Origin of the sequence: Salinimicrobium sp. TIG7-5_MAKvit, assembly GCF_049569215.1 — a bacterium.
Lineage (GTDB): Bacteria > Bacteroidota > Bacteroidia > Flavobacteriales > Flavobacteriaceae > Salinimicrobium > Salinimicrobium profundisediminis.
Genome location: NZ_CP145903.1, coordinates 1989473 through 2010933, shown reverse-complemented (window position 1 = coordinate 2010933; position 21461 = coordinate 1989473). Strand labels below are relative to the sequence as shown.

Annotated in this window: 17 protein-coding genes; 5 read left to right on the top strand and 12 right to left on the bottom strand. The window is 40.6% G+C overall.

All coding sequences use genetic code 11. The features are described from left to right. The first annotated feature begins 56 nt into the window (after positions 1-56). Positions 57-1118: an endonuclease/exonuclease/phosphatase family protein gene (locus V5739_RS09045; protein ID WP_423817896.1), complete on the top strand. Its 1062-nt coding sequence runs from the start codon at positions 57-59 to the stop codon at positions 1116-1118. Here the strand turns inward: V5739_RS09045 and V5739_RS09040 are convergent. From V5739_RS09040 to uvrC, 12 genes are all read right to left on the bottom strand, one after another. After that, positions 1115-1552: a hypothetical protein gene (locus V5739_RS09040; RefSeq protein ID WP_423817895.1), complete on the bottom strand. Its 438-nt coding sequence runs from the start codon at positions 1550-1552 to the stop codon at positions 1115-1117. The two genes, V5739_RS09045 and V5739_RS09040, sit on opposite strands and share 4 nt — an antisense overlap. A 92-nt stretch (positions 1553-1644) precedes the next feature. Beyond that, the gene (locus V5739_RS09035; protein WP_423817894.1) at positions 1645-3000 is read right to left on the bottom strand and encodes an endonuclease; all 1356 of its coding nucleotides are present in this window, start codon (positions 2998-3000) and stop codon (positions 1645-1647) included. Positions 3001-3057: 57 nt separating this feature from the next. Then, positions 3058-4170, bottom strand: coding sequence for a hypothetical protein (locus V5739_RS09030; RefSeq protein ID WP_423817893.1), 1113 nt, complete (start codon positions 4168-4170; stop codon positions 3058-3060). Between the two features lie 12 nt (positions 4171-4182). Continuing rightward, a complete protein-coding gene (locus V5739_RS09025; RefSeq protein ID WP_423817892.1) occupies positions 4183-6768 on the bottom strand; it encodes a TonB-dependent receptor in 2586 nt (861 codons plus the stop codon). Between the two features lie 145 nt (positions 6769-6913). Then, on the bottom strand, positions 6914-8548 hold the full coding sequence (gene pgi / locus V5739_RS09020) for a glucose-6-phosphate isomerase (protein ID WP_423817891.1): 1635 nt from the start codon (positions 8546-8548) through the stop codon (positions 6914-6916). 1 nt (position 8549) lies between these two features. Then, positions 8550-9788: a peptidoglycan DD-metalloendopeptidase family protein gene (locus tag V5739_RS09015; RefSeq protein WP_423817890.1), complete on the bottom strand. Its 1239-nt coding sequence runs from the start codon at positions 9786-9788 to the stop codon at positions 8550-8552. A gap of 13 nt (positions 9789-9801) precedes the next feature. After that, positions 9802-10755, bottom strand: coding sequence for a tryptophan 2,3-dioxygenase family protein (locus V5739_RS09010; protein WP_423817889.1), 954 nt, complete (start codon positions 10753-10755; stop codon positions 9802-9804). Positions 10756-10757: 2 nt separating this feature from the next. After that, positions 10758-11531, bottom strand: coding sequence for a DUF3108 domain-containing protein (locus V5739_RS09005; RefSeq protein ID WP_423817888.1), 774 nt, complete (start codon positions 11529-11531; stop codon positions 10758-10760). A gap of 296 nt (positions 11532-11827) precedes the next feature. Continuing rightward, complete coding sequence (gene hppD, locus V5739_RS09000; RefSeq protein WP_423817887.1) at positions 11828-12964, bottom strand: 4-hydroxyphenylpyruvate dioxygenase; 1137 nt, start codon at positions 12962-12964, stop codon at positions 11828-11830. Positions 12965-13057: 93 nt separating this feature from the next. Beyond that, the gene (locus tag V5739_RS08995) at positions 13058-14218 is read right to left on the bottom strand and encodes a homogentisate 1,2-dioxygenase (protein WP_423817886.1); all 1161 of its coding nucleotides are present in this window, start codon (positions 14216-14218) and stop codon (positions 13058-13060) included. Between the two features lie 114 nt (positions 14219-14332). After that, positions 14333-16555, bottom strand: coding sequence for a patatin-like phospholipase family protein (locus V5739_RS08990; RefSeq protein ID WP_423817885.1), 2223 nt, complete (start codon positions 16553-16555; stop codon positions 14333-14335). Further along, positions 16548-18347, bottom strand: a complete 1800-nt coding sequence (gene uvrC, locus V5739_RS08985; RefSeq protein ID WP_423817884.1) for an excinuclease ABC subunit UvrC — start codon at positions 18345-18347, stop codon at positions 16548-16550. The genes V5739_RS08990 and uvrC overlap by 8 nt, the downstream gene beginning before the upstream one ends. 251 nt (positions 18348-18598) lie before the next feature. On the opposite strand from uvrC, the gene V5739_RS08980 reads away from it, so the two are divergent. From V5739_RS08980 to V5739_RS08965, 4 genes are read left to right on the top strand one after another with little or no spacing between them, the layout of a single operon-like run. Then, positions 18599-19024, top strand: coding sequence for an ATP-dependent zinc protease (locus V5739_RS08980; protein ID WP_266068081.1), 426 nt, complete (start codon positions 18599-18601; stop codon positions 19022-19024). Then, positions 19021-19893, top strand: coding sequence for a 30S ribosomal protein S6--L-glutamate ligase (gene rimK / locus V5739_RS08975; RefSeq protein WP_265162311.1), 873 nt, complete (start codon positions 19021-19023; stop codon positions 19891-19893). The genes V5739_RS08980 and rimK overlap by 4 nt, the downstream gene beginning before the upstream one ends. A gap of 3 nt (positions 19894-19896) precedes the next feature. Next, a complete protein-coding gene (locus V5739_RS08970; RefSeq protein WP_423817883.1) occupies positions 19897-20898 on the top strand; it encodes a succinylglutamate desuccinylase/aspartoacylase family protein in 1002 nt (333 codons plus the stop codon). Continuing rightward, complete coding sequence (locus tag V5739_RS08965; RefSeq protein ID WP_423817882.1) at positions 20873-21445, top strand: 5-formyltetrahydrofolate cyclo-ligase; 573 nt, start codon at positions 20873-20875, stop codon at positions 21443-21445. The genes V5739_RS08970 and V5739_RS08965 overlap by 26 nt, the downstream gene beginning before the upstream one ends. The last annotated feature ends 16 nt before the right edge of the window (positions 21446-21461 follow it).

The window sequence follows — 21461 nt, the reverse complement described above, 5'->3', positions numbered from 1 at the left end:
CATTTTTTATTCTATCTTTAATCTAATTCCTATCATTTTTAACAAAAGAAAATCCGGTGCTACAAAAATCACTTAATTTATTGATCCTTAGCATCTCCATTCTTGCTTATCAACTGGCAGAAGCACAGGAAAAAAGGGACTATAAGGCTTACAGTATCGGTTTTTATAATGTTGAAAACCTATTTGATATTTACGATTCCCCAGACACTTTTGATGAAGATTTCACACCTTCGGGCAAGTACAGATGGACAGAAAAACTATACCAAAAGAAGCTGGAGAACCTGGCGCGGGTGATAAGCAGCATGGGAAGAGAGGAGCTGCCATCACCTCCAGCAATTGTGGGGCTATGTGAGATAGAGAACCTTCAGGTGCTGGAAGACCTCGTAAAAATGCCACTTTTGGCACCTTATGATTACCAGATCGTGCACAGCGACTCTCCAGATGAAAGAGGTATTGATGTCGCACTACTATACAGGGCCAATACCTTTAAGTTAAAGGACTGGAAGAAACATAAGCTCTTGATCTACGAAGCTAAAAACACTTCAAAAAGGGATTTTACCCGAGATCAACTGGTAGTGAGCGGGTCTATAGACGGCGAGGATATTCACTTTATGGTAAATCACTGGCCTTCGCGCAGCGGTGGGGAAAAACTAAGCAGCTATAAGAGAGCGCAGGCTGCAAGGCTTAATAAAACCATTTTAGACTCGCTACAAAGGCAGGATCCTTATGCCATGATAGTAAATATGGGAGATTTTAATGATGATCCAGCCAATGCCAGCCTGAACAAAATCCTGGGAGCCAGGGCAAAGAAGGAGCAGGTAGACTTTGGAGGATTATACAATCCTTTTGCTGCAATTGCTTCGGAGGGCACAGGAACTTCGGCATATCGCGACCAGTGGAATTTGTTTGACCAGATTTTGGTTTCAAAATCTTTAATAGAAAAAAGCCCTGAAAAACTGACATTTTTCAGGGCTTATATTTTTAATCCGCCGTTTCTTATTACCTCTAAGGGGACTTATAAGAATTATCCTTTCCGAAGTTTTGGACAGTCAGGATTTACGGGTGGATTTAGTGATCACTTTCCGGTGTACATCATCCTAACCAAAGAAGCCGATTAGAACCAGGCAGACCATGGAATTCGCGAAAGCAAAAAAACCAGGGCAAGACCGTAGAATATACCGAGTGTTTTAAATTTTTGGTTAGACAGGCGTTTATTTTTGTGTTTTGAATATCCAATAGTGATCAATGCCACAGCAATAACCATTATAAGCGGGTGCTCAACAAGGTAAAGTCGCAAGGTGGAATCTTTCATTACCTTTCCCATTCCCAGTTGCCCAAAGGCTTTAAAATAGGGGGAAACAAAGTAGAGGACAATCCCAATAAGAAGCTGGATATGTGACACAATCAGCGAAAATAAAGCCAATCGAAAATCTGTTGCAGCATATTCTTTTTTCGAGGAAATGCCAATGATAAAATTCACAGTTGCAACAAGAAGGACCAGCAAGACCAGATACGCCCACCAAGAGTGGATAAAGAGTACAGTTTCGTACATAATAATAGATTTATAGGGGTAAAGATAAGTTTTTTAAATAAAAAAATCGCCTCCCGGGAAAGGAGCGGCTATAACCATATTGGGAATAATTCTTAATGCCACAAATTCTCAGCAGGTTCCCCTCCCCAAATCAAAGTAGCCAAAAAAGGGTTATCAATAAACGGATTCCTGTTACCCTGAGCACCTTCAATGATATTATTGCGTTGTATCTCGAAATCAGAAACCGGATCTTCAACATTCCATTTAAGAAAGAGTTCAATTCCTCCAACTTGTTCAAAATTTTCACCATATCTTACATTGAGGTACATAATCATACGAGCTACATCACCTTTCCATTTATCACCAGGATAAAATGTTTCTTCTGTAACCAAACCAAATTCTCCAGCACCATCTACATAAGGATAATTTAATCTTAAGGAATTAATATCAGCATCAGCGACTCTTAAATGGTGCATATCTGCCACTGCCAATTCAGAATTTAACCTTGACTGTGGATAAATATGTTCAGTATTAAAAGTTTGTGGTTCGTAGTCATTTGAATCGGACCAGTATTCTTCCCAGTACCTGGATTCCCCTGAATACATTAAAATTACATTATCTGGATTATTAAGATCTTCATCTGCTTCATATAAATAGTCATGTCTTTGTCCATAAGAAAGTATAGTGGTATGCTTCTCTGAAGTGAAGTCTGAAATGAATTCGTAATTGATTTCCCCATTGGATGTAAATGCAAAATCCTTATAGTATTCCTGAACTGTAGCCGGAATATTGAAAGAAATTGCTGCATATACGTTTACCGTCACTATACCTGTATCACAAGTAGGTTCGGGTTGATCATTATCACAAATTGTATAAGTGAAGCTGTCCTCACCTGTGAAACCATCAGCAGGGGTGTATGTTACTGTACCGTTGTCACTAAGTTTAACATTACCAGTAGAACTCTCTGAATTCACAGAAGACAAAGAACTTCCATCCACGATTACATCATTTGATAATAAATTTTCTAAAATGATGCTCATAGATTCCATTGTATTCACAGTATCATCTGTAGTCTCAGGACTTCCTCCATCTACCACATCAATTAAAACTTCAGCAGTTGAACATCTTTCAGAATCTCCCGGAACACATAACAGGTAGGAAAATGAATCTTCACCAATGAAATCTACTGGAGGAGTATAGGTGTAAGTGCCATCCCGATTATCCTTTACCTTACCACCCTGAGAGGTTTGGGAATCAAATGACTTAATTCGTGCATTATCTACTACGACATCATTTTGGGTTATATTATTTAAGATAATAGTTTCGTTTTCCACCGCCGTGCGGAAATCATCATTAGCTACCGGCTTTTCTTTAGGTTCCGGGTTTGGATTGGGCTGTGAACCAGAGTCATCTGTAGAACAAGAAAACAATACTACCAAAATAAACAAAGAAAGAAATCTTTTTTTCATAACTAAAAGAGTTAAAAAAAGCCGCCACAAGGACGGCTTTTTAATTTTTTTACAATTCTATTCCTTTACAATCTCACCAGAATCGTTTACAACAAATCTTTGAGTATAATTGTTTGTAGAACCATTATATCCCTTGTAAGTTATCAGGAATTTCTGACCCACTTCTGCATCAGGATACTTAGCTTCAAGTATAGTAATAATTTTAGCATGTGCTGCAGCAATATCATCACCATTCCAATAGTCAAAATTACCGTATTGTCCATTTCCAACAGAAGCGTAATCCTCCTGGGTTAAAGTATAAACGATAGTGCTATCTGGAACCCAGTTAGTCCCGTCATGTCCAAACTTTAAAGATTCAGTAACTAGATTATTATAAACTACCCAATCAGTGCCGTTAAAAATGAAATACTTAACAAAACTATAGGTCTTCCTTTCGTTTGTATCGCCATCCTCATCAAGATCATATTTATCGTTAGTATACAGCTTATACATTACTGGTAAAATTGTTCCCTTTTCTGCAGGCTCATACTTAAATTTTTCGGTAAGGAAAACAGGGATTTTAGCTTCAGCTTCATCTTCACTAGAGAAGTTTGGATAACTCTCTCCCATTGCATTATACTCATCCTCCGTGAAACCAGAAACATATATCCAATCTCCATCTACTAAAAGAAAACCATCGTTTCTTTCTTCTACTGATCCAGAATAGTAATCATAATTCACAGAAACCAATGTTCTGTTAGGAACATCTGAGAATTTATCTTCAACCATCTCAAACACTTGATCTAAGTCATCAAAGTTATTAAAATCACTATCTGTATACTCAGTATAATCATCATCTGAAGTGTAGTATACGATTAGATCTTTCTCATCTCTTTTAGGTGCATAGATATCAAAAAGCACTTCTACAGAAGACCCCTCACCAAAACTTGGGAAAACTTCGTTTAGAACAACTGGCACTAAATCTTTTGCCTCCTCAACACTTCCAAAATTAGCAAATCCAAGGTCTAAGATCTCTGTGTAATCCTCCTCGGTAAGAGTGTAAGGATCAACACTACCCGCTATTCTACCTTCAATTTCCGCATCAATTTCATCATGAATATCTTCCATAGGCTCACAGCTGGTAAGAACCAAACCGATGAACATAAATAACAAATAAAATAATTTTTTCATCTTAGTATATTGTTAGAATTTAATTTTAGCTCCTACAGTATAAGTACGACCAAAACCATACCATACTTGTGCAGTACGTGCGTTAGAATTAATACCGTCATCCACAACTGAAATATATTCAGTATCAAAAAGATTATTGACATTCCCTATCAAAGTAGCATCAAAATCTCCAAATTCAAAATCATGGGTCAAGCCTAAATCCATAACACTATAATCTGGTGCTTCCCATGGAGAGTAACCTTCCCCTACATTGTTGGGATCAAAATCTGCATATAGCTTGTCATAATAATTAAAATCCAATCTGAGTCTTGTACCCGGTAAAACTTCATAATTAGCACCTAAGGCATAAGTATGTTGTGCCGAACCACCAACCGGTACATCTTTTAATAATAATTCAATTGGAGAATCAGGATTTAAAATCTCTTGTTCGTCATTATAGAAATACACATCCTGAACATCACTATCCCAATTCCAGTCTCCAATAGAAGCCATAGCTGTAATAGTCAATTTTTCAAATGGTCGGTAAGAAAGGTCTACTTCAAGTCCCTGGTGTAAAGCATCAACACCTAAAATATTCGCAAAGAATGTTTGCCCAGATTCGCGATCAAAACGGGTTCTTGTGAAAGACCTGTCTTGCCATAAAGTTCTGTAAACATTCACATTTGCTCTGAAATTTGTGCTACGGAATCCGTATCCAAGCTCTGCACTAAAAATTTTTTGATTTTCAGCATCCTCATTAACAAGATTCTCATAATTCAAGAATACATCACGAAAGAAAGGAGCTTTTTCAAAATATCCAACATTAGCAAACACGTTGTGGTGGTTGTCAATGTTATAGTTAGCACCACCTTTAGCACTGTATCCAAAGAAGTGCACAAAATCTGTCTCTTGTTCTGGATCACTATCAAGGTAGTTGAAGTAATCAATTCTTTTATAAGATGTATTCGAAGCCGCAAGGGAAACAAAAGCAGAAAGATCATTTTTAGAGTATTCTGCCTGAGCAAACCCCCCTTCCCAAAGGACAATTCCATCATTATAATAGTTGATTTTATCTCCTACTCTGGCAACGTTTATAGGATTATTTACATCAGAATCATCTAACCAATAGGTTCCTCCCAAGAGATTTTTAACTTCCTGGAAGTGTTCTCCTTTATAATATCTAAGATCAATACCACCCATTAATTCAAGGTCTTCTGTCACTTCAGTAGAAATAGTGGAAAGACCCCCAAACCAGTTATGGTCGTTGCGAGAATCATATAAAATCGTTTTTGATCCAAGATCAGCGTTAGCAAAGTTCTCAGCGACTACTAAATCAAGATTTAAAGGCTGAAGATAACCGCTTCTGTATGGAGAGTCTATATTACGAAGGTCTGCATCACCAGTATATCCACCTCCTCCTCCGGTACCGAAAGAAGCATATAAAGCCGTAGATAAATTTGTTTTATCAGAAATATTCCAATAATGGTTTAAAGACATTTGTGGTTTATGATAAAAGTTGTCCTGTACGTGAATAACCTCACCATTCAAGTAACCCCAGTCACCATTAAATTTGGTTCCACGTTCACTTCTCCTATATGTCTCTATTAGATGAAGTGTTTCTCTCTGACCATGTGTTTGAGGCGCACCAAAAGCAGTAAAGGACAATTGATGATCGTCCCCAAAATCTTTTGCAATATTAATAAAGTAAGAATATCCTTCGAACTGAGTTCCGTCGATATAACCATCTCCTGTAGTTTTTGAAGCAGAAACCGTAGCAGCAATTCCGTTATCCAAAACTCCTGTCGAAACAGTAGCTCCAAACTTCATATACCCATCATTTCCTGTAGAAGCAAATATGTTTCCTCCTTCTTCAGTATCGGTAGTTTTAGTTAAAATGTTCACAGTACCACCAATAGAAGGAACAGCAACTTTGGAAGCTCCAAGACCTCTTTGTACTTGCATAGAGCGCGTCACATCTGAAAGACCTGCCCAGTTACTCCAGTAAACTTGACCGCTTTCCATATCATTTACCGGCACACCGTTGATCATTACCGCGATGTTTTCAGAGTTAAAACCTCTAAGCCTTAACTCAGAATCACCAAATCCACCACCTTGTTTTGTAGCATAGACCCCAGGAGTAGACTTAAGAATTTCAGGAAATTCCTGGTTACCTAATTTAGTTTCAATATCAGCTGCTTTAATAGTCGATACAGCAACTGGTGTTTTACGATCAATAGCTAAAGAGAAACTTGTAATTACGATTTCTTCAAGAGCATCGGCATCTGGAGAAAGAACAATTCTTCCAAGATCTTCGTTTGCACCATTTGCAACAGAAAAAGGAATGACTTTTCTTTCGTAGCCTACAAAACTAATTTCTATTTCTCCGGTGTTCTTCTCTACTTCTAAAGTGAAATTACCGTCAAAATCGGTTACGGTACCATTATTAGTACCTACCACCATAATGTTTGCACCTGGTAATGGCCCATCCATTTCAGAATCAATCACCTTACCGGTAACAGTTCCTTGTGCAAAAATTGTAGCTGACGTTAAAAATAACGCTAACGCTAAAAATTTTCTCATTGTGTAATTTGTTAGTTTGTGTTTATAAAGTTGCTGCAAAAGAACAACTTTCTTTAAAAATATCCTTTAACTAAAGGTTAAGAATTTTTCACAAAAAACAAGAGGTTTTCAACAAAGACAAAACAAAACAACCCCCTGTTTACCAGAGGGTTGTTTAATAAATGAATATTTAGCTAACTAACTGTTATTCTGAAAGATAAAATTTTAACAAATTCGTAGTGGAAGAATCATGCGCTCCCACGTCATTTTTCTCGATTTCATCAAGAATTGCAGTTGCAAGTTGCTTGCCAAGTTCTACCCCCCATTGATCATAACTGTATATGTTCCAGATAATACCCTGAACAAAAATTTGATGTTCGTACAATGCAATTAGCTTTCCAAAGCTTTCAGGAGAAAGTTGATCTACAAGAATAGTGGTGGTTGGATTGTTCCCCTTAAAAACCTTGAATGGCAATATTTTTTCAATCTTTTCTTCGGAAGTATTTTTATCCTCCAGTTCTTTTCGAACTTCTTCTGAAGATTTTCCCTGCAGTAAAGCTTCGGTCTGCGCAAAATAGTTTGCCATCAACTTATTATGATGCTCCTGTTCGTTATGGAGTGACTTTCTGAAGCCAATAAAATCGGCAGGAATAAGTTTTGTTCCCTGGTGAATAAGCTGGAAGAAAGCATGCTGCGAATTAGTACCGGGTTCACCCCAAACGATATTTCCGGTTTGGTAGTTCACCTCGTTACCGTTGCGATCTACACCTTTTCCATTACTTTCCATAATTGCCTGTTGCAGGTAAGCAGGGAAACGGTGAAGGTACTGCGTATAAGGAATGACTGCCTGTGTTTCAGCTTTAAAAAAGTTGTTGTACCAGACTGTCAAAAGTGCCAGTTGAACGGGAATATTTTTTTCGAACGATGTCCCCTTAAAATGTTCATCCATTTTACGGGCACCTTCGAGTAGCGCATTAAAATTGTCATACCCAATAGAAAGACTTATAGAAAGCCCCACAGCGCTCCAGAGAGAAAAACGGCCTCCAACCCAGTCCCACATGGGGAAAATGTTCTGAGTTTCAATCCCAAACTCTTCTACCGCCTTTACATTACTCGAAACAGCTACAAAATGTTTAGCCACAGCATCGGCCGGAGCTTTTTTGGTGAACCACTTTCTAATTGTAGTGGAATTGGCCAAAGTTTCCTGAGTTGAGAAAGATTTTGATACGATAATGAAGAGGGTAGTCTCAGGATTAAGGTCTTTAATCACCTCCTGTACATGGTCTCCATCAACATTAGATACAAAATGTACTTTTAAATGGTTTTTATAATACTGAAGCGCCTCGGTAACCATTACCGGACCAAGGTCTGAGCCCCCAATACCAATGTTCACAACATCGGTGAAAGCCTTGCCTGTAAAGCCTTTTTTGGCACCTGTAATAACCGAATAAGAAAACTCCCTGATCTTTTCTTTGACCTCATAGACTTCAGGCATTACGTTCTCACCGTCAACTTTTACATCGGCATCAGCTTTACTTCTCAAGGCTGTATGCAATACGGAACGCCCCTCGGTCCTGTTGATTTCTTCCCCTTCAAAAAGGGCATTTATAGCCTCCTTTAATCCGGCTTCTTCAGCAAGAGCAGTAAGGAGGTCACGTGTTTCTTCAGTAATTAAATTTTTGCTGTAGTCTACATAAAAATCTTCCCACTTAAGAGTAAAGGCATCGGCCCGATTAGGGTTTTTTTGAAAAGCCTCCTTTAAGTTAAGATCTTTTATTTCAGAAAAATGAGCCTGAAGTTTTTCCCAGGCTTTGGTATGGGTTGGATTAGTGTTGGTCATTTTAAATAGGTTCTTTAAATTCAATTTTTCCCAGCTCCGTCTTTAAAGGCTCAATAGCCGCAAAGTAAGACGGGATGTATTTATCTTCAATAGGCTCGGCTGCCGGAAGGTTTTGACGGAATGGATCTACCTGCACGCCATTCTTCCAGAAGCGGTAGCAAACATGCGGCCCGGTGGCCAGTCCTGTACTACCTACATAGCCAATAATATCTCCCTGCTTTACACGCTGCCCCTGCTTTACCGCACGTTTTGACATGTGCAGGTACTGGGTGGTATAGGTGCCGTTGTGTTTTATCTTAACGTAATTACCGTTGCCGGCAGTATAGGAAGATGCGATAACCACACCATTTGCTGTGCTCCAAATTGGCGTACCATGAGGTGCTGCGTAATCTGTACCTTTATGAGCCTTCCATCTTTGCTGCACCGGATGAAATCTTCTAGGGCTGAAACGAGACGAAATACGAGTGAAATTAAGCGGTGCCTTTAAGAAGAAACTCTGTAGCGGTCGGGCTTTTTCATCGTAATAATCACGCTCTCCCGAAGTAGAATCTACCATGAAATTAAAAGCGTAATAAGGCTTATCTTCATGGTAAAAAACCGAAGCTTCAATATTCTCAATCCCGGCATAAATGCTGTCATTAATGTAACGCTCGTTGTAGACCAGCTTAAACCTGTCTCCTTTCTGCAACCTGAAGAAATCTATACTCCACTGGTAGATATTGCTCATCTCGTGCGCAATAAGATAGCTTAGCCCCTCGTCTTGTATAGCCTCGGTCAAACTGGAATTTATCACCCCAGAAACTGATCTTTTTGTAATGGTAACGGGCTTTTTGGCAGTATATACCGAAATGCTGTCGCGTAGATCTACCACTGTATAATTCACAAGGTCGTTCTCATAAATAAATACATTTGGAGTTGCAGCCGAATCCCGACTCTTTAAAATTGCATAGGGCTTACCAAGAACTATTTTACGCGGATTAAAGGTATCACGTACTTTGTTGACGATCTCAAAAATCTTATTCGGGTCTACCCCATGCGTACCGAGGATAAGTCCAAAACTATCACCCGAACGTATGGTGTCGCGCACCACTTCATAATCATTTAATACAAAACCAAACTCTTTTACAATAGCTGGCGCCTTTACTTTAACAGTGTTATCGGCTATTTCGGGTTTTTCAGTGTGGTTATTACAGGCAGTCATAACCATCATCAGCATTAGCAGGTAACCAAGTCTTTTCACTTTCAATATTTTATTAATTTATCATTTCTTCTACCCATTGTCTCCCCCATTCCTTTTTTTCTTCTTCACTCCAAAGTTCGGGAAAGAAAAAAATCCTTTGAAAACTGGGCGGCAAAAACTCTTTCCAGTTTGTACCTCCCGTAGCTTTTACAGCGTGTTTCTTCACCACAAGGTAACGTTGCGCCGCACCAATATGAACCAGAAGCCAGTTTACATTGACTGCAACATCCAGATTACGCAACGCCGAAATAAGATTTTTATTGTTTTTTTCTTCCTGCGGAAGATTGTCATATAGCGCAAGAAGGTTTTTACCCTGAAGCTTATGAGCTAGCCGCAAGAACTCATCATCATATTTTTGTTCAAACTGCTTAAGGGTAAGTGTTTTCTCTCCCGTATCTGAATTAATCCCGCCACGCTTCCAGTAGATGTTTTGATACACCTCCTGAAGGTTATCATTAGCGCGATATGCTTCCCGATTTGCCTGCAACACCAGGTTTTGAAGTGGAGTTGCATAAATCTCTATCATCCTGAACTGGGAAGACTGGAATCCGCTGGCCGGTAAAAGGGCCATCCTAAATTTAAGGAACTGCTCCCGGTCCATCCCCTTTATCATTACATCAAAAGAGTGGGTTAGAATGTGGAAGTATCGTACAATACGATTAAGTCTTTCAGTAAAGAAATCGGCATTGAGCTCTTCAGCTTCAACCAGCTGCTTCATTTCATGGAGCACCAGCTTAAAATAAAGTTCTGTAATTTGATGGTACCCTATAAAGATCTCCTCATCGGGAAAATGAGTTTTGGGTTTTTGCAGGCTCAAAAGGGTATCGAGTTCGATATAATCCCAATAGGTAAGGTATTTGTCGTATAGTAGACCATCGAGATAAGAGCCTAGGTCCTGGCCAGAATTTCGGAATTTTTCTTCCAGCTGCCGCACCTTTTCGGCTATCTCGGGCTGTATGACGCTCATATTTAATTCATTATTATATTCAACGGATATTTCAAGCCTTTAAAAGCATCAATATCAGCATTTAGAGAACCTACAGCAAGATCGGCTTTGATCTTTAGGGGCATGCGATTTTTATCATCACTAACCCAAATAGTAAGGCTTTCTTTCTTTTCAAAAACCCTTCCTGCTAACACGTAGGGCCGAAATTTTAATGCCGCAATATTACCCATTTTTGTTTTTACGACCTCCCTCCCCAGGAATTTTAACTTAAAATCGTGATTCTCGTCATCTATAAACATTTTAATGCTAAACATCTCTCCCTTTTCAATAGCACTTACATCAAGATTATTACGCAGGTAATAGAAAGAAGAAAGCATATCCTGAACATTCTCGGGAATAGCGTAAGTATCCCTGGTATTATGTTTTCTATTGAAAACATGAGCGGTATTACTGTCATGATCAAAATCTACAAGTAGATCACGGGTATGACCACCTTCATCTATTTGCCTTATAAACCTGAGAGGCGCACCACTCTTTTTATCCATAAAGGTTTCATAGTTGTCATCAACTTTAAAGAACAGGTGTAATAAACCAGTAGATTTTCCCTGCCCCACCACATGATAAACAGATTTATTTCTTAGTGTGGTCTCCTTCACTTCAAGGGTAGCAAAGCTCGCGTTGAACATGCCGTAGTGAATACGGAACCTAAACCATTCGCCGGCGTCAAAAGCCTGATGAGACTGAGCCGAAACATTGAGAGCTATAAGTGAAATTATAATTGCTGTAATCTTCTTCATTTTATACAAGTAGGTTTTTTTGATATGACAATTACAATTTCTATTCCAAATGTATTAAAAACAAAAAGCCCCGTCAAATGAATGACGGGGCTTTTAATCTTATTAACCAACTAAAACTTAAATTATGAAAAAAAAGTAATTTTTTTTCCCAATCCTGGTAACCACTCCAAAATTGCGGTGCAAAATTCTTATATAAGTAGCTATTACACAACTAAAAAAATAACTTTAACGCAACTTATTGTAAAAACCTATTTTTTTAAGTCTTAATCTACATTATCAATGAGTTGGCATCTATTTTATAGGGTTCCCCGCAAATTCTGTTCTCTTTCTATAGCTTCAAAAAGGGCTTTAAAATTACCTTTTCCAAAAGATTGAGCTCCTTTTCTCTGAATGATCTCAAAGAACATGGTTGGCCTGTCAAGAACCGGCTTGGTAAATATTTGCAACAGGTAACCTTCATCATCACGATCAATCAACACCCCAAGTTCCTTTAGCGGCTCGAGTTCTTCATCTATTTCTCCTACCCGATCTAAAACATCGTCGTAATAAGCCTCGGGAACATAAAGGAATTCTACTCCCCGGTCCCTCAAAGCAGTGACAGTTTCAATGATATTATCGGTGGCCACAGCGATGTGCTGTACGCCGGCACCATTATAAAAATCGATGTATTCTTCTATCTGGGACTTCTTCTTTCCTTCCGCGGGTTCATTGATAGGGAATTTGATCCGGCCGTTACCGTTACTCATCACCTTACTCATCAAGGCGGTGTATTCCGTAGAAATATCCTTATCATCAAAAGAAACCATTTGCGCAAAGCCCATTACTTTAGCGTAGAACTCACACCACTTGTTCATTTCATTCCATCCCACGTTTCCTACCATGTGATCAATGTATTTTAAACCTACATCTTTCACCTGGAAATTGGGTTTATATTCCTTGTAGCCCGGCATAAATGGCCCCGAATAATTTTTTCTTTCAACAAATACGTGCACTGTTTCGCCATAGGTGTGAATTCCCGAAAGCACTACATGCCCATGTTCGTCACTTACCTCTTTAGGCTCAAAATAAGATTTCGCACCTCGCTTTGTAGTCTCTTCATAACTCTTACGGGCATCATCTACCCACAGGGCTACTACTTTAACGCCATCTCCATGCTTGTCTATATGTGCATTTATTTCGCCTCCCGGTTGCAAAGGGCTGGTAAGCACCAATCTAATTTTGCCCTGCTGCAGTACATAGGAGACCCTGTCTTTGCTACCCGATTCAAGCCCCGAATAAGCTACAGGCTGAAAGCCCCAGGCCTGTTGGTAGTAGTAGGCTGCCTGCTTGGCATTCCCCACATAGAGTTCAACATAATCTGTACCCATTATGGGCAGGAAATCTTCTGCCTGTGGCACGGTCTTTTCTATTTCTGTTGTGTTTTCAGTAGACATAAATAAATATATTTTAGGCCGCTGTGCGGCATGTTTCTTTAAAGTGTTATTTAATGAACCCTCAAAAATGCCATTTTTGAAAGGTTTTATTTTTTAATGATCAAGCCATGATTTATGGTAAGAGTCATCTGCAATCTCCATGGCATCTTCGGTCACCATTAAGGGCTTAAAGGTATCTACCATCACTGCCAGCTCTTCGGTCTCGGTCTGGCCTATACTTCGCTCAACGGCTCCCGGGTGTGGCCCGTGAGGAATACCTGCCGGATGCAAAGAAATATGCCCTGCCTCGATGTCGTTCCTGCTCATAAAATCACCGTCTACGTAGTACAACACCTCATCGCTGTCTATGTTACTGTGACTGTAAGGTGCCGGTATACTTTCGGGGTGGTAATCGTAAAGACGGGGGCAAAAAGAACACACCACAAAGGCATCAGTCTCAAAAGTTTGGTGTACCGGTGGCGGCTGGTGAACTCGGCCGGTAATAGGTTCAAAATCGTGAATAGAAAAAGCATAGGGATAGTTGTAACCATCGTAACCTACTACATCAAACGGATGCGACGCGTATACCATATCAAATATTTTCCCCTGTTTCTTGATCTTGATCAAAAAATCCCCTTTTTCGTTATTCGTTTCCAGCTCATAAGGCCTTCTAATATCCCTTTCGCAAAAAGGCGAATGTTCCAGCAACTGCCCAAAATAATTACGGTAGCGTTTTGGGGTGTAAATTGGTCTCCTCGACTCTACAATGAACAACCTGTTCACCTCATCATTAAAATCAAGTTTATAAATGGTTCCGCGGGGAATTAGCAGGTAATCTCCGTATTTAAAATCCAGGTTTCCCAGGTGGGTTCTTAACTTCCCGCTGCCTTTATGAATAAAAAGCAACTCATCTGAATCTGCATTTTTATAGAAATAATCTTCTGTAGATTTTTGTGGCGCAGCCAGGGCAATATCTACATCGCTATTGGTAAGCACCACTTTTCGGCTCTTCAGGTAATCTGGGTCTGGTTTTACCTGGAAACCTTTAAACCTGTAAGACTGTATATTCTTTTCAGTAGCCACCTTCGGCTGTACATCATAGCTCCCTTTAATCTCTTTCACTTGCGTAGGCCGCTGCTCGTGATACATATTGGTATACATTCCGTCGAAGCCAATGGTTCCAAAAAGCTGTTCATAGTACAGGCTTCCATCGGGCTTTCTAAAGACGGTGTGTCTTTTATGCGGAATTTTTCCGAGGGTGTGATAAAAAGGCATGTTGGTGTATTTTAATGAAAACGTTTTCGTAAATCCCCGTAATAAGTCTCAAAACTCCTGAAGGAACTGTTACAAATATGAACAATTTTTAGCTAAATATCCGTTAAAGGACCTCTAAAACCAGAAGCCCAGGCTAAAAGACCACTGACTTTCCTTCCTTTCGGGGGAAATAGAATATTTTACCTCAACAGGACCTAAAAAGGTCTCCAGGCCATATCCTATAGCATATCCCGAATACTCCGGCCACTTGATCCATTTCCCTCCTTCAAAAAGTTCATTTTCAACATTGGCAAAATTAGCGCTAAAAATAAGGTGGTTGTTTTCCAGAAATTTGTAATCAAGCTCCAGCAAAGCTTTAGTAAAACTATCTCCCGAAAGATCTACAAATTCATACCCGTAAAAAGAGGTAAAATTGTTTATGAAGTCATTGCCGTAACCGCCCAAAAAGAAGTCAAAAATATTATTTGAACGACTACCAATCCTGAACCCCGCTTCCGAAGAAATTCTTACCGCCAACTGCTCTACAGGAGAAAAAGCAGCTCCAAGAGTTCCCTTCGTGGCAGAAAATGGTGAAAAATCATCTCTTGACGACAGGAGGTGCCAGTGAAAATCACTTTCAAAATAAACCCCACGTGTAGGAAAATATTTAGAATCCCTACTATCGTAAAGCAAATACCCGAAAGGAGCATAATAAGAGCTGTCATCAAACTCACCATTTGACGGTTGTGCAGGACCTGAGGTACTAAGTGTTTCTGAAGTTACACTAAGATGCTTGTGCTCCAAGCCTACACCAAAAGAAAATACCTGCTGAAAAAGCGTCTCTAAATAAAGCTGATTTGTAAGATCTTCATAGTCTATCTCCAGTTTATTGATCCCTTCGCTTTCAAACCCCGAATTCTCGTTAGCGAGGTCAAATGAAACTCCTTTACTAAAGCTATTGTACCTTGACCTAAACCCCACGCTCCAATAGTAGCCCTTATCAATGTAGTAGTTGAAGTTATACCTGAAGTTATCTCCCAGGACCACATCAAGGGAACTTACATCATTAGCTACAAGAAAACTTTTGTGGGTAATATTAAGGAGCACACCACTGTGATAGACGTTGTCATAATGCACACCCATTCTCAAAAGGGTTTTACTTGAATTTTCCTCGAGCTGCAGCACAAGGGCATGACCTCCGTTTGAAGGGGCAAGCCGGTAATTTATCCGGTTAAAGTTCCTGGTGGCCGAAAGGTTATTGATGCCAAGGTTTAAATCTCTGTAGGTAATAGTATCGGGCGACTGAATTTTCAATTTTCCCATAGTATACGCCCTGGGATAAGAGGTGTTCCCTTCTATCTGTACCCCGGTGATGTATAAAGATTCTACAGGTGAGATGTAATTCTGCGGCACCGGCTTTTCTTTCTGCCTGGCCGCGATCTCCTTCAGGTTGGGTAACATTGCCCGCGCAGCGGCCTCGCCCTCATCAATGATCTCCCGGCCTTTTTCAAAAGAAACTACAGAGAAAGGTTTGATGTCAGGATCTATATAAACATCGGTCTTTTCAACTTTGTCGTGCATATCGGTGATGGTCCTGAAGTTACTTACCTGGGTAAGTATATCAAAAACCGACCTGAGTTCATCCCTCTTCATAAGGGTGTCCTGCACATCGACACCAATAATGATATCTGCCCCCCTGCGCTTCACCTCTTCTACCGGATAATTATTTACAACTCCCCCGTCTACCAGCAATTGGCCGTCAATGATCACTGGGCTGAACAGGCTTGGGATGGCTGCACTTGCCGAAATGGCCTGTGGTAGATGCCCCTCATCAAGCAAAACTTCCTTTCCCGTTTCAATGTTGGCAGCAACAGCAAAAAAAGGAATAGGCAAAGCTTCAAAATCCTGATTTTCCTCCAAATGCAGCGTTAGCTTAGACATGAGGTTGTAGACATTTTGCCCCCTTGAAAGTGCAGACGGGAAACTAATATTAAAATTATCAAAGGGCAGCGTAAGTGCATATTTTTCTGAATCCCTTTTCTCGTAAAAAGTCTTGGCACTGCGGGGTAGTTCGTCCTGGAGCAGGATATTAAAGTTGATGGTTTGAAAAATACTGTCCAGCTGGTGAGCCGAATAGCCTGCAGAATAAAGAGCCCCAATAATAGCCCCCATGCTGGTACCGCCAATAACATCAATGCGCACCCCGGCTTCTTCGAGCACCTTAAGCACCCCAATATGGGCCAGGCCCTTGGCCCCGCCCCCACTAAGCACCAGCCCAACCTTTGGATCTTCCTGCTCCTGGGCAATTCCCGGCAGGAGTCCCAAAAGAAGGAAAAATATGCAGAGTTTTTTAGTCATTTTCTGAATGGTAAAATTGATAGATAAGCGTGGCTTTGGATTTCCCAATGACCGAAGATAAACTTTCTATCGACGCTTCTTTCACTCTTTTTACAGACCTGAAATTCTTGAGCAACTCAACCACGGTTTTTTCTCCAATTCCCGGGATCTCTTCAAGTTCGGTATTAAGGGCAACACTGCTGCGCTTTTGCCTGTGAAAGGTAATACCAAACCGGTGCGCTTCATTCCTCAACTGCTGAATGATCTTAAGGGTTTCCGATTTTTTATCGAGGTATAAAGGAATAGAATCTCCCGGATAAAAAATTTCCTCGAGCCTTTTTGCTATCCCAATAATGGCGATCTTTCCTCTTAGCCCAAGTGTCTCCAAAGCTTTTACTCCTGAAGACAACTGGCCCTTCCCACCGTCTACTATCACCAGCTGCGGCAATGGTTCCCCTTCTTCCAGGAGTCTGCGGTAGCGCCTGAAGACTACCTCTTCCATAGAAGCAAAATCGTTAGGTCCCTCAACAGTTTTAATATTGAATTTGCGGTAATCTTTTTTACTGGCTTTCCCATCTTTAAAGACCACACAGGCTGCCACAGGATTACTCCCCTGGATATTTGAGTTGTCAAAACATTCAATATGCCTTGGCTCCTCGTTTAGCCTGAGGTCCTGTTTCATCTGGGCCATAATACGGTTTACATGCCGGTCTGGATCTACGATCTTCATTTGCTTGAAACGCTCCTGCCTAAAGTATTTTGCATTTCTTGTAGAGAGATCTACAATTTGTTTTTTGTCTCCAAATACGGGCACAGTCACCTTAATTTCTTCACCCACATCAACCTTAAAAGGAACATATATTTCACGGGTGAGAGAATTGAACCTTTGCCTGATCTCGGTGATGCCCAGCTCCAGGAGTTCCTGATCTGTTTCGCTAAGCTTCTTCTTCATTTCTATGGTATGAGACCTTATAATTGCCCCGTGCGACAATTGTAAAAAATTCACATAGCCATACCCCTCATCGCTCACAATCGAGAACACATCTACATTGTTGATCTTTGGATTTACTACTGTAGACTTTGCCTGATAGTTCTCTAAAATGTCAATTTTGGTCTTGATTTTTTGCGCCTCCTCAAATTCCAGTTTTTGGGCGTGATCTTTCATTTGCTGCCGAAACTGCTGTAAAGAGTCCTTAAAATTTCCTTTGACGATTTGGCGTATGGCGTCAATCTTTTTCTGATACTCTGCTTCAGCTTCATAGGCTTCACAAGGCCCCATGCAGTTCCCAAGGTGGTACTCCAGGCACACTTTGTACTTCCCGTTCCTTATTTTATCTTCAGCAAGGTCATAGTTGCAGGTGCGAAGAGGATAAACGCCCTTAATCAAATCCATAAGCGTGTGTATGGTCTTAAAACTGGTAAAAGGGCCGTAGTATTCACTGCCATCCTTAACTAAGCGGCGGGTAGCAAAAACCCTCGGAAATCTCTCATTTTTGATACATATCCATGGGTAAGTCTTATCGTCTTTCAACATTACGTTGAAGCGCGGCTGATGCTTCTTAATGAGGTTATTTTCCAGGAGAAGCGCATCGGTTTCCGAAGAAACCACAATATGCCTAATCTCATGGATTTTTTTCACCATCACGCGAATGCGATGGCTATCATTGTTCTTGGTAAAGTATGAAGTGACCCTTTTTTTGAGGTTTTTAGCTTTTCCCACGTAAAGGATCCTTCCGTTTTTGTCAAAGTACTGGTAGACTCCCGGATTTTCGGGGAGGGTTTTTAATTGTACTTCCAGCTTATTTTCCTCCATGCTTCAAAGGTAAAATATTAGAATTTGCCTTTTTGGATAGGTTCGGGTGTATAGTGTTAAAAATTTCTTCTGAAGCTTCAGGTGTCAAAAATGTCAAAAAGAAGGATTACTTCGGAAGAAACCGGAATCAAAAAGGGGCTTTAAAGAACCTTCCGAAGTATAAAACCAATGGGGAGTCGCTTCATTTTCAGCATAATATATTTTCAGAAATAGTTAAGATTTTAAAAATCTGCTTTTAGTACCTTGCGTTCATGGAAAAAATTACCATTGGCCGTTTTGACAAGGCAGATTTTCCCGATCTACACCTCGAAGACATAGCAGTTAAGGTAGATACAGGAGCTTACACCTCATCCATCCACTGTGATCACATCGTGGAAGAAAAAGGGGTGCTAAAATGCACATTTTTGGATGAAGAGCACCCGCTGTACAATGGCCGCACTTACAGGTTTAAAGACTATGATATTGTGTTTGTGAAAAGCAGTAATGGCATTGTTCAAAAGCGGTATCAAATCCAGACCACGATCACCCTGTTTGGTAAGACCCGGAAAATTTCCCTGTCCCTTTCGGCCCGGCAGGAGATGAGATTTCCCGTACTTTTGGGCCGTAAATTTATAACTAGAAAATATATCGTAGATACCGAGTATTACGATCTCTCTTTTAAGAAGAAACAAGAATGAATATAAAGATCCTTTCCAGGAACAGCAGCCTGTACTCCACGCAACGGCTTGTAGAGGCAGCTAAAAAAAGGCATCACGATGTCGAGATCATTGACCCTCTCAAGTGTGACCTTATTATTGAAAAGAAACACCCGAGTATTTACTACAAAGGCAGGCATATTGAAGATGCCGATGCTGTAATTCCGCGAATTGGGGCTTCGGTTACTTTTTACGGTACGGCTGTGGTACGTCAATTTGAGATGATGGGCGTTTTTTCTACTACCGAGTCACAGTCTCTGGTAAGGAGCCGTGATAAACTGAGAAGCCTACAGGTACTGTCTCGTGCCAGGCTTGGACTTCCTAAAACTGTATTCACCAATTATTCTAAAGATGTGGGAGAAGTGATAGACCACGTGGGAGGCGCCCCTTTGATCATTAAACTGCTTGAAGGAACCCAGGGCCTTGGAGTTGTTCTTGCTGAGACCAAGAACGCAGCCGAATCGGTCATTGAAGCTTTTAACGGCCTGCAGGCAAGGGTAATTGTACAGGAGTTTATCAAGGAAGCCGGTGGTGCCGATATACGGGCGTTTGTTGTGGATGGCCATGTAGTGGGCGCCATGAAGAGACAGGGAAAAGAAGGGGAATTTCGTTCTAACCTTCACCGTGGCGGTACCGCAAGTATCATTCAGCTTACAGACGATGAAGAGAACGCAGCCATTAAAGCAGCCAAAGCAATGGGACTGGGTGTTGCCGGTGTAGACATGCTACAAAGCTCCCGCGGGCCACTTATTCTTGAAGTAAACTCTTCTCCGGGGCTAGAAGGTATAGAAGAAGCCACTGGAAAAGATATAGCTAAAACCATTATTCGTTATATTGAGCGAAATGTTTAGTGTATGGCATCTATAGATGAGAACAATGTTCTTGAGATCTTAGGGAAAAGAGTACCTCCCGGCAAAAGTGCAACGATTAACTTTAACATGGCCAAACTCTACACCACTACCCATGTAGAAGTGCCAATTATTATTGAAAGGTCAAAAAAACCGGGCCCGGTGGTACTTATTACCGCGGGGATTCACGGTGATGAGATCAATGGCGTAGAGGTGGTGCGCCAGCTTATTGTAAAGGAAATAAACAAACCTGCCAGGGGAACCGTAATTTGTATTCCCATTCTAAATGTCTTCGGATTTTTAAATATGGCGCGCGAATTTCCTGATGGGCGCGATCTTAACAGGGTTTTCCCGGGTGCCAAAAATGGCTCTTTAGCGAGTCGTTTTGCCTACCAGTTTGTGCAAAAGATACTGCCGGTAGCCGATTTTTGTATGGACTTTCACACTGGTGGGGCAAGCCGATTTAACGCAGCTCAAATACGAATAAAAAAAGGCGAGGAAATGGACATGCACTATGCCAGGATCTTTAATGCACCTTTTACGATCATCTCTAAGACCATAACCAAATCTTACAGGGAAACCTGCGCAAAACAAGGCAAACCGGTGCTGCTCTTTGAAGGAGGAAAATCACAGGACAGCAACAAAACCATTGCAAAACAGGGAGTAGAAGGTGTGATGCGCATTCTGGATCATTTTGAAATGCTCAAGCCAAAATTCGATGTGCCCGATCCTACAGGGGAAACAATTATCATAGAATACAGCAGCTGGATGAGGGCAAAATACAGTGGCCTTCTACATGTAAAGATACCCTGCGGCAAACACGTGGAAAAAGGTGAATATATTGCAACTATTACCGACCCTTACGGAAAGCTGAGGCACAAAGTAAAAGCTCCAAATACAGGTTACATTATAAATGTGAATGAATCGCCCATTGTTTACCAGGGGGATGCTATTTTCCATATTTCTCTTTCAAAAGAATCCTATGAACAAGAAACAGCTTCGGCTTGAGTACAAAGAACTAAGAGACTCCCTCACCCCGGAACACATTGAAAAAGGCAGCCTGGAGATCGCCAATCGCCTTTTAGATCTTCCTATCTGGAACTTTTCTTATTACCACTTGTTCCTGAGTATTTCAGAAAAAAAAGAAGTTGATACACAGCTCATTTTACACATTTTGCAGGGCAAGGATAAGAATATTGTACTCTCAAAATCCGATTTCAAAAATGGCTCTCTTACCAATTACCTGCTCACAGACTCCACCGTTATTAAAGTTAACGACTGGGGAATTCCGGAGCCGGTAGATGGCATTGAGATCCCGGCTACAAAAATTGATGTGGTTTTTATTCCGCTACTGGTTTTTGATAAAAAAGGTAACCGAATAGGCTACGGAAAAGGATTCTACGACAGGTTTCTTTCCCTTTGCACAAAAGAAGTAGTAAAAGTAGGATTATCGCTATTTCCGGCTGAAGAAGAGATTAAAGAAATTAACGAACACGACGTTCCGTTAGACTACTGCATCACTCCCGGCAAAATATATAATTTCAAAAATTTGTAAACCTACTGGTTTTCAA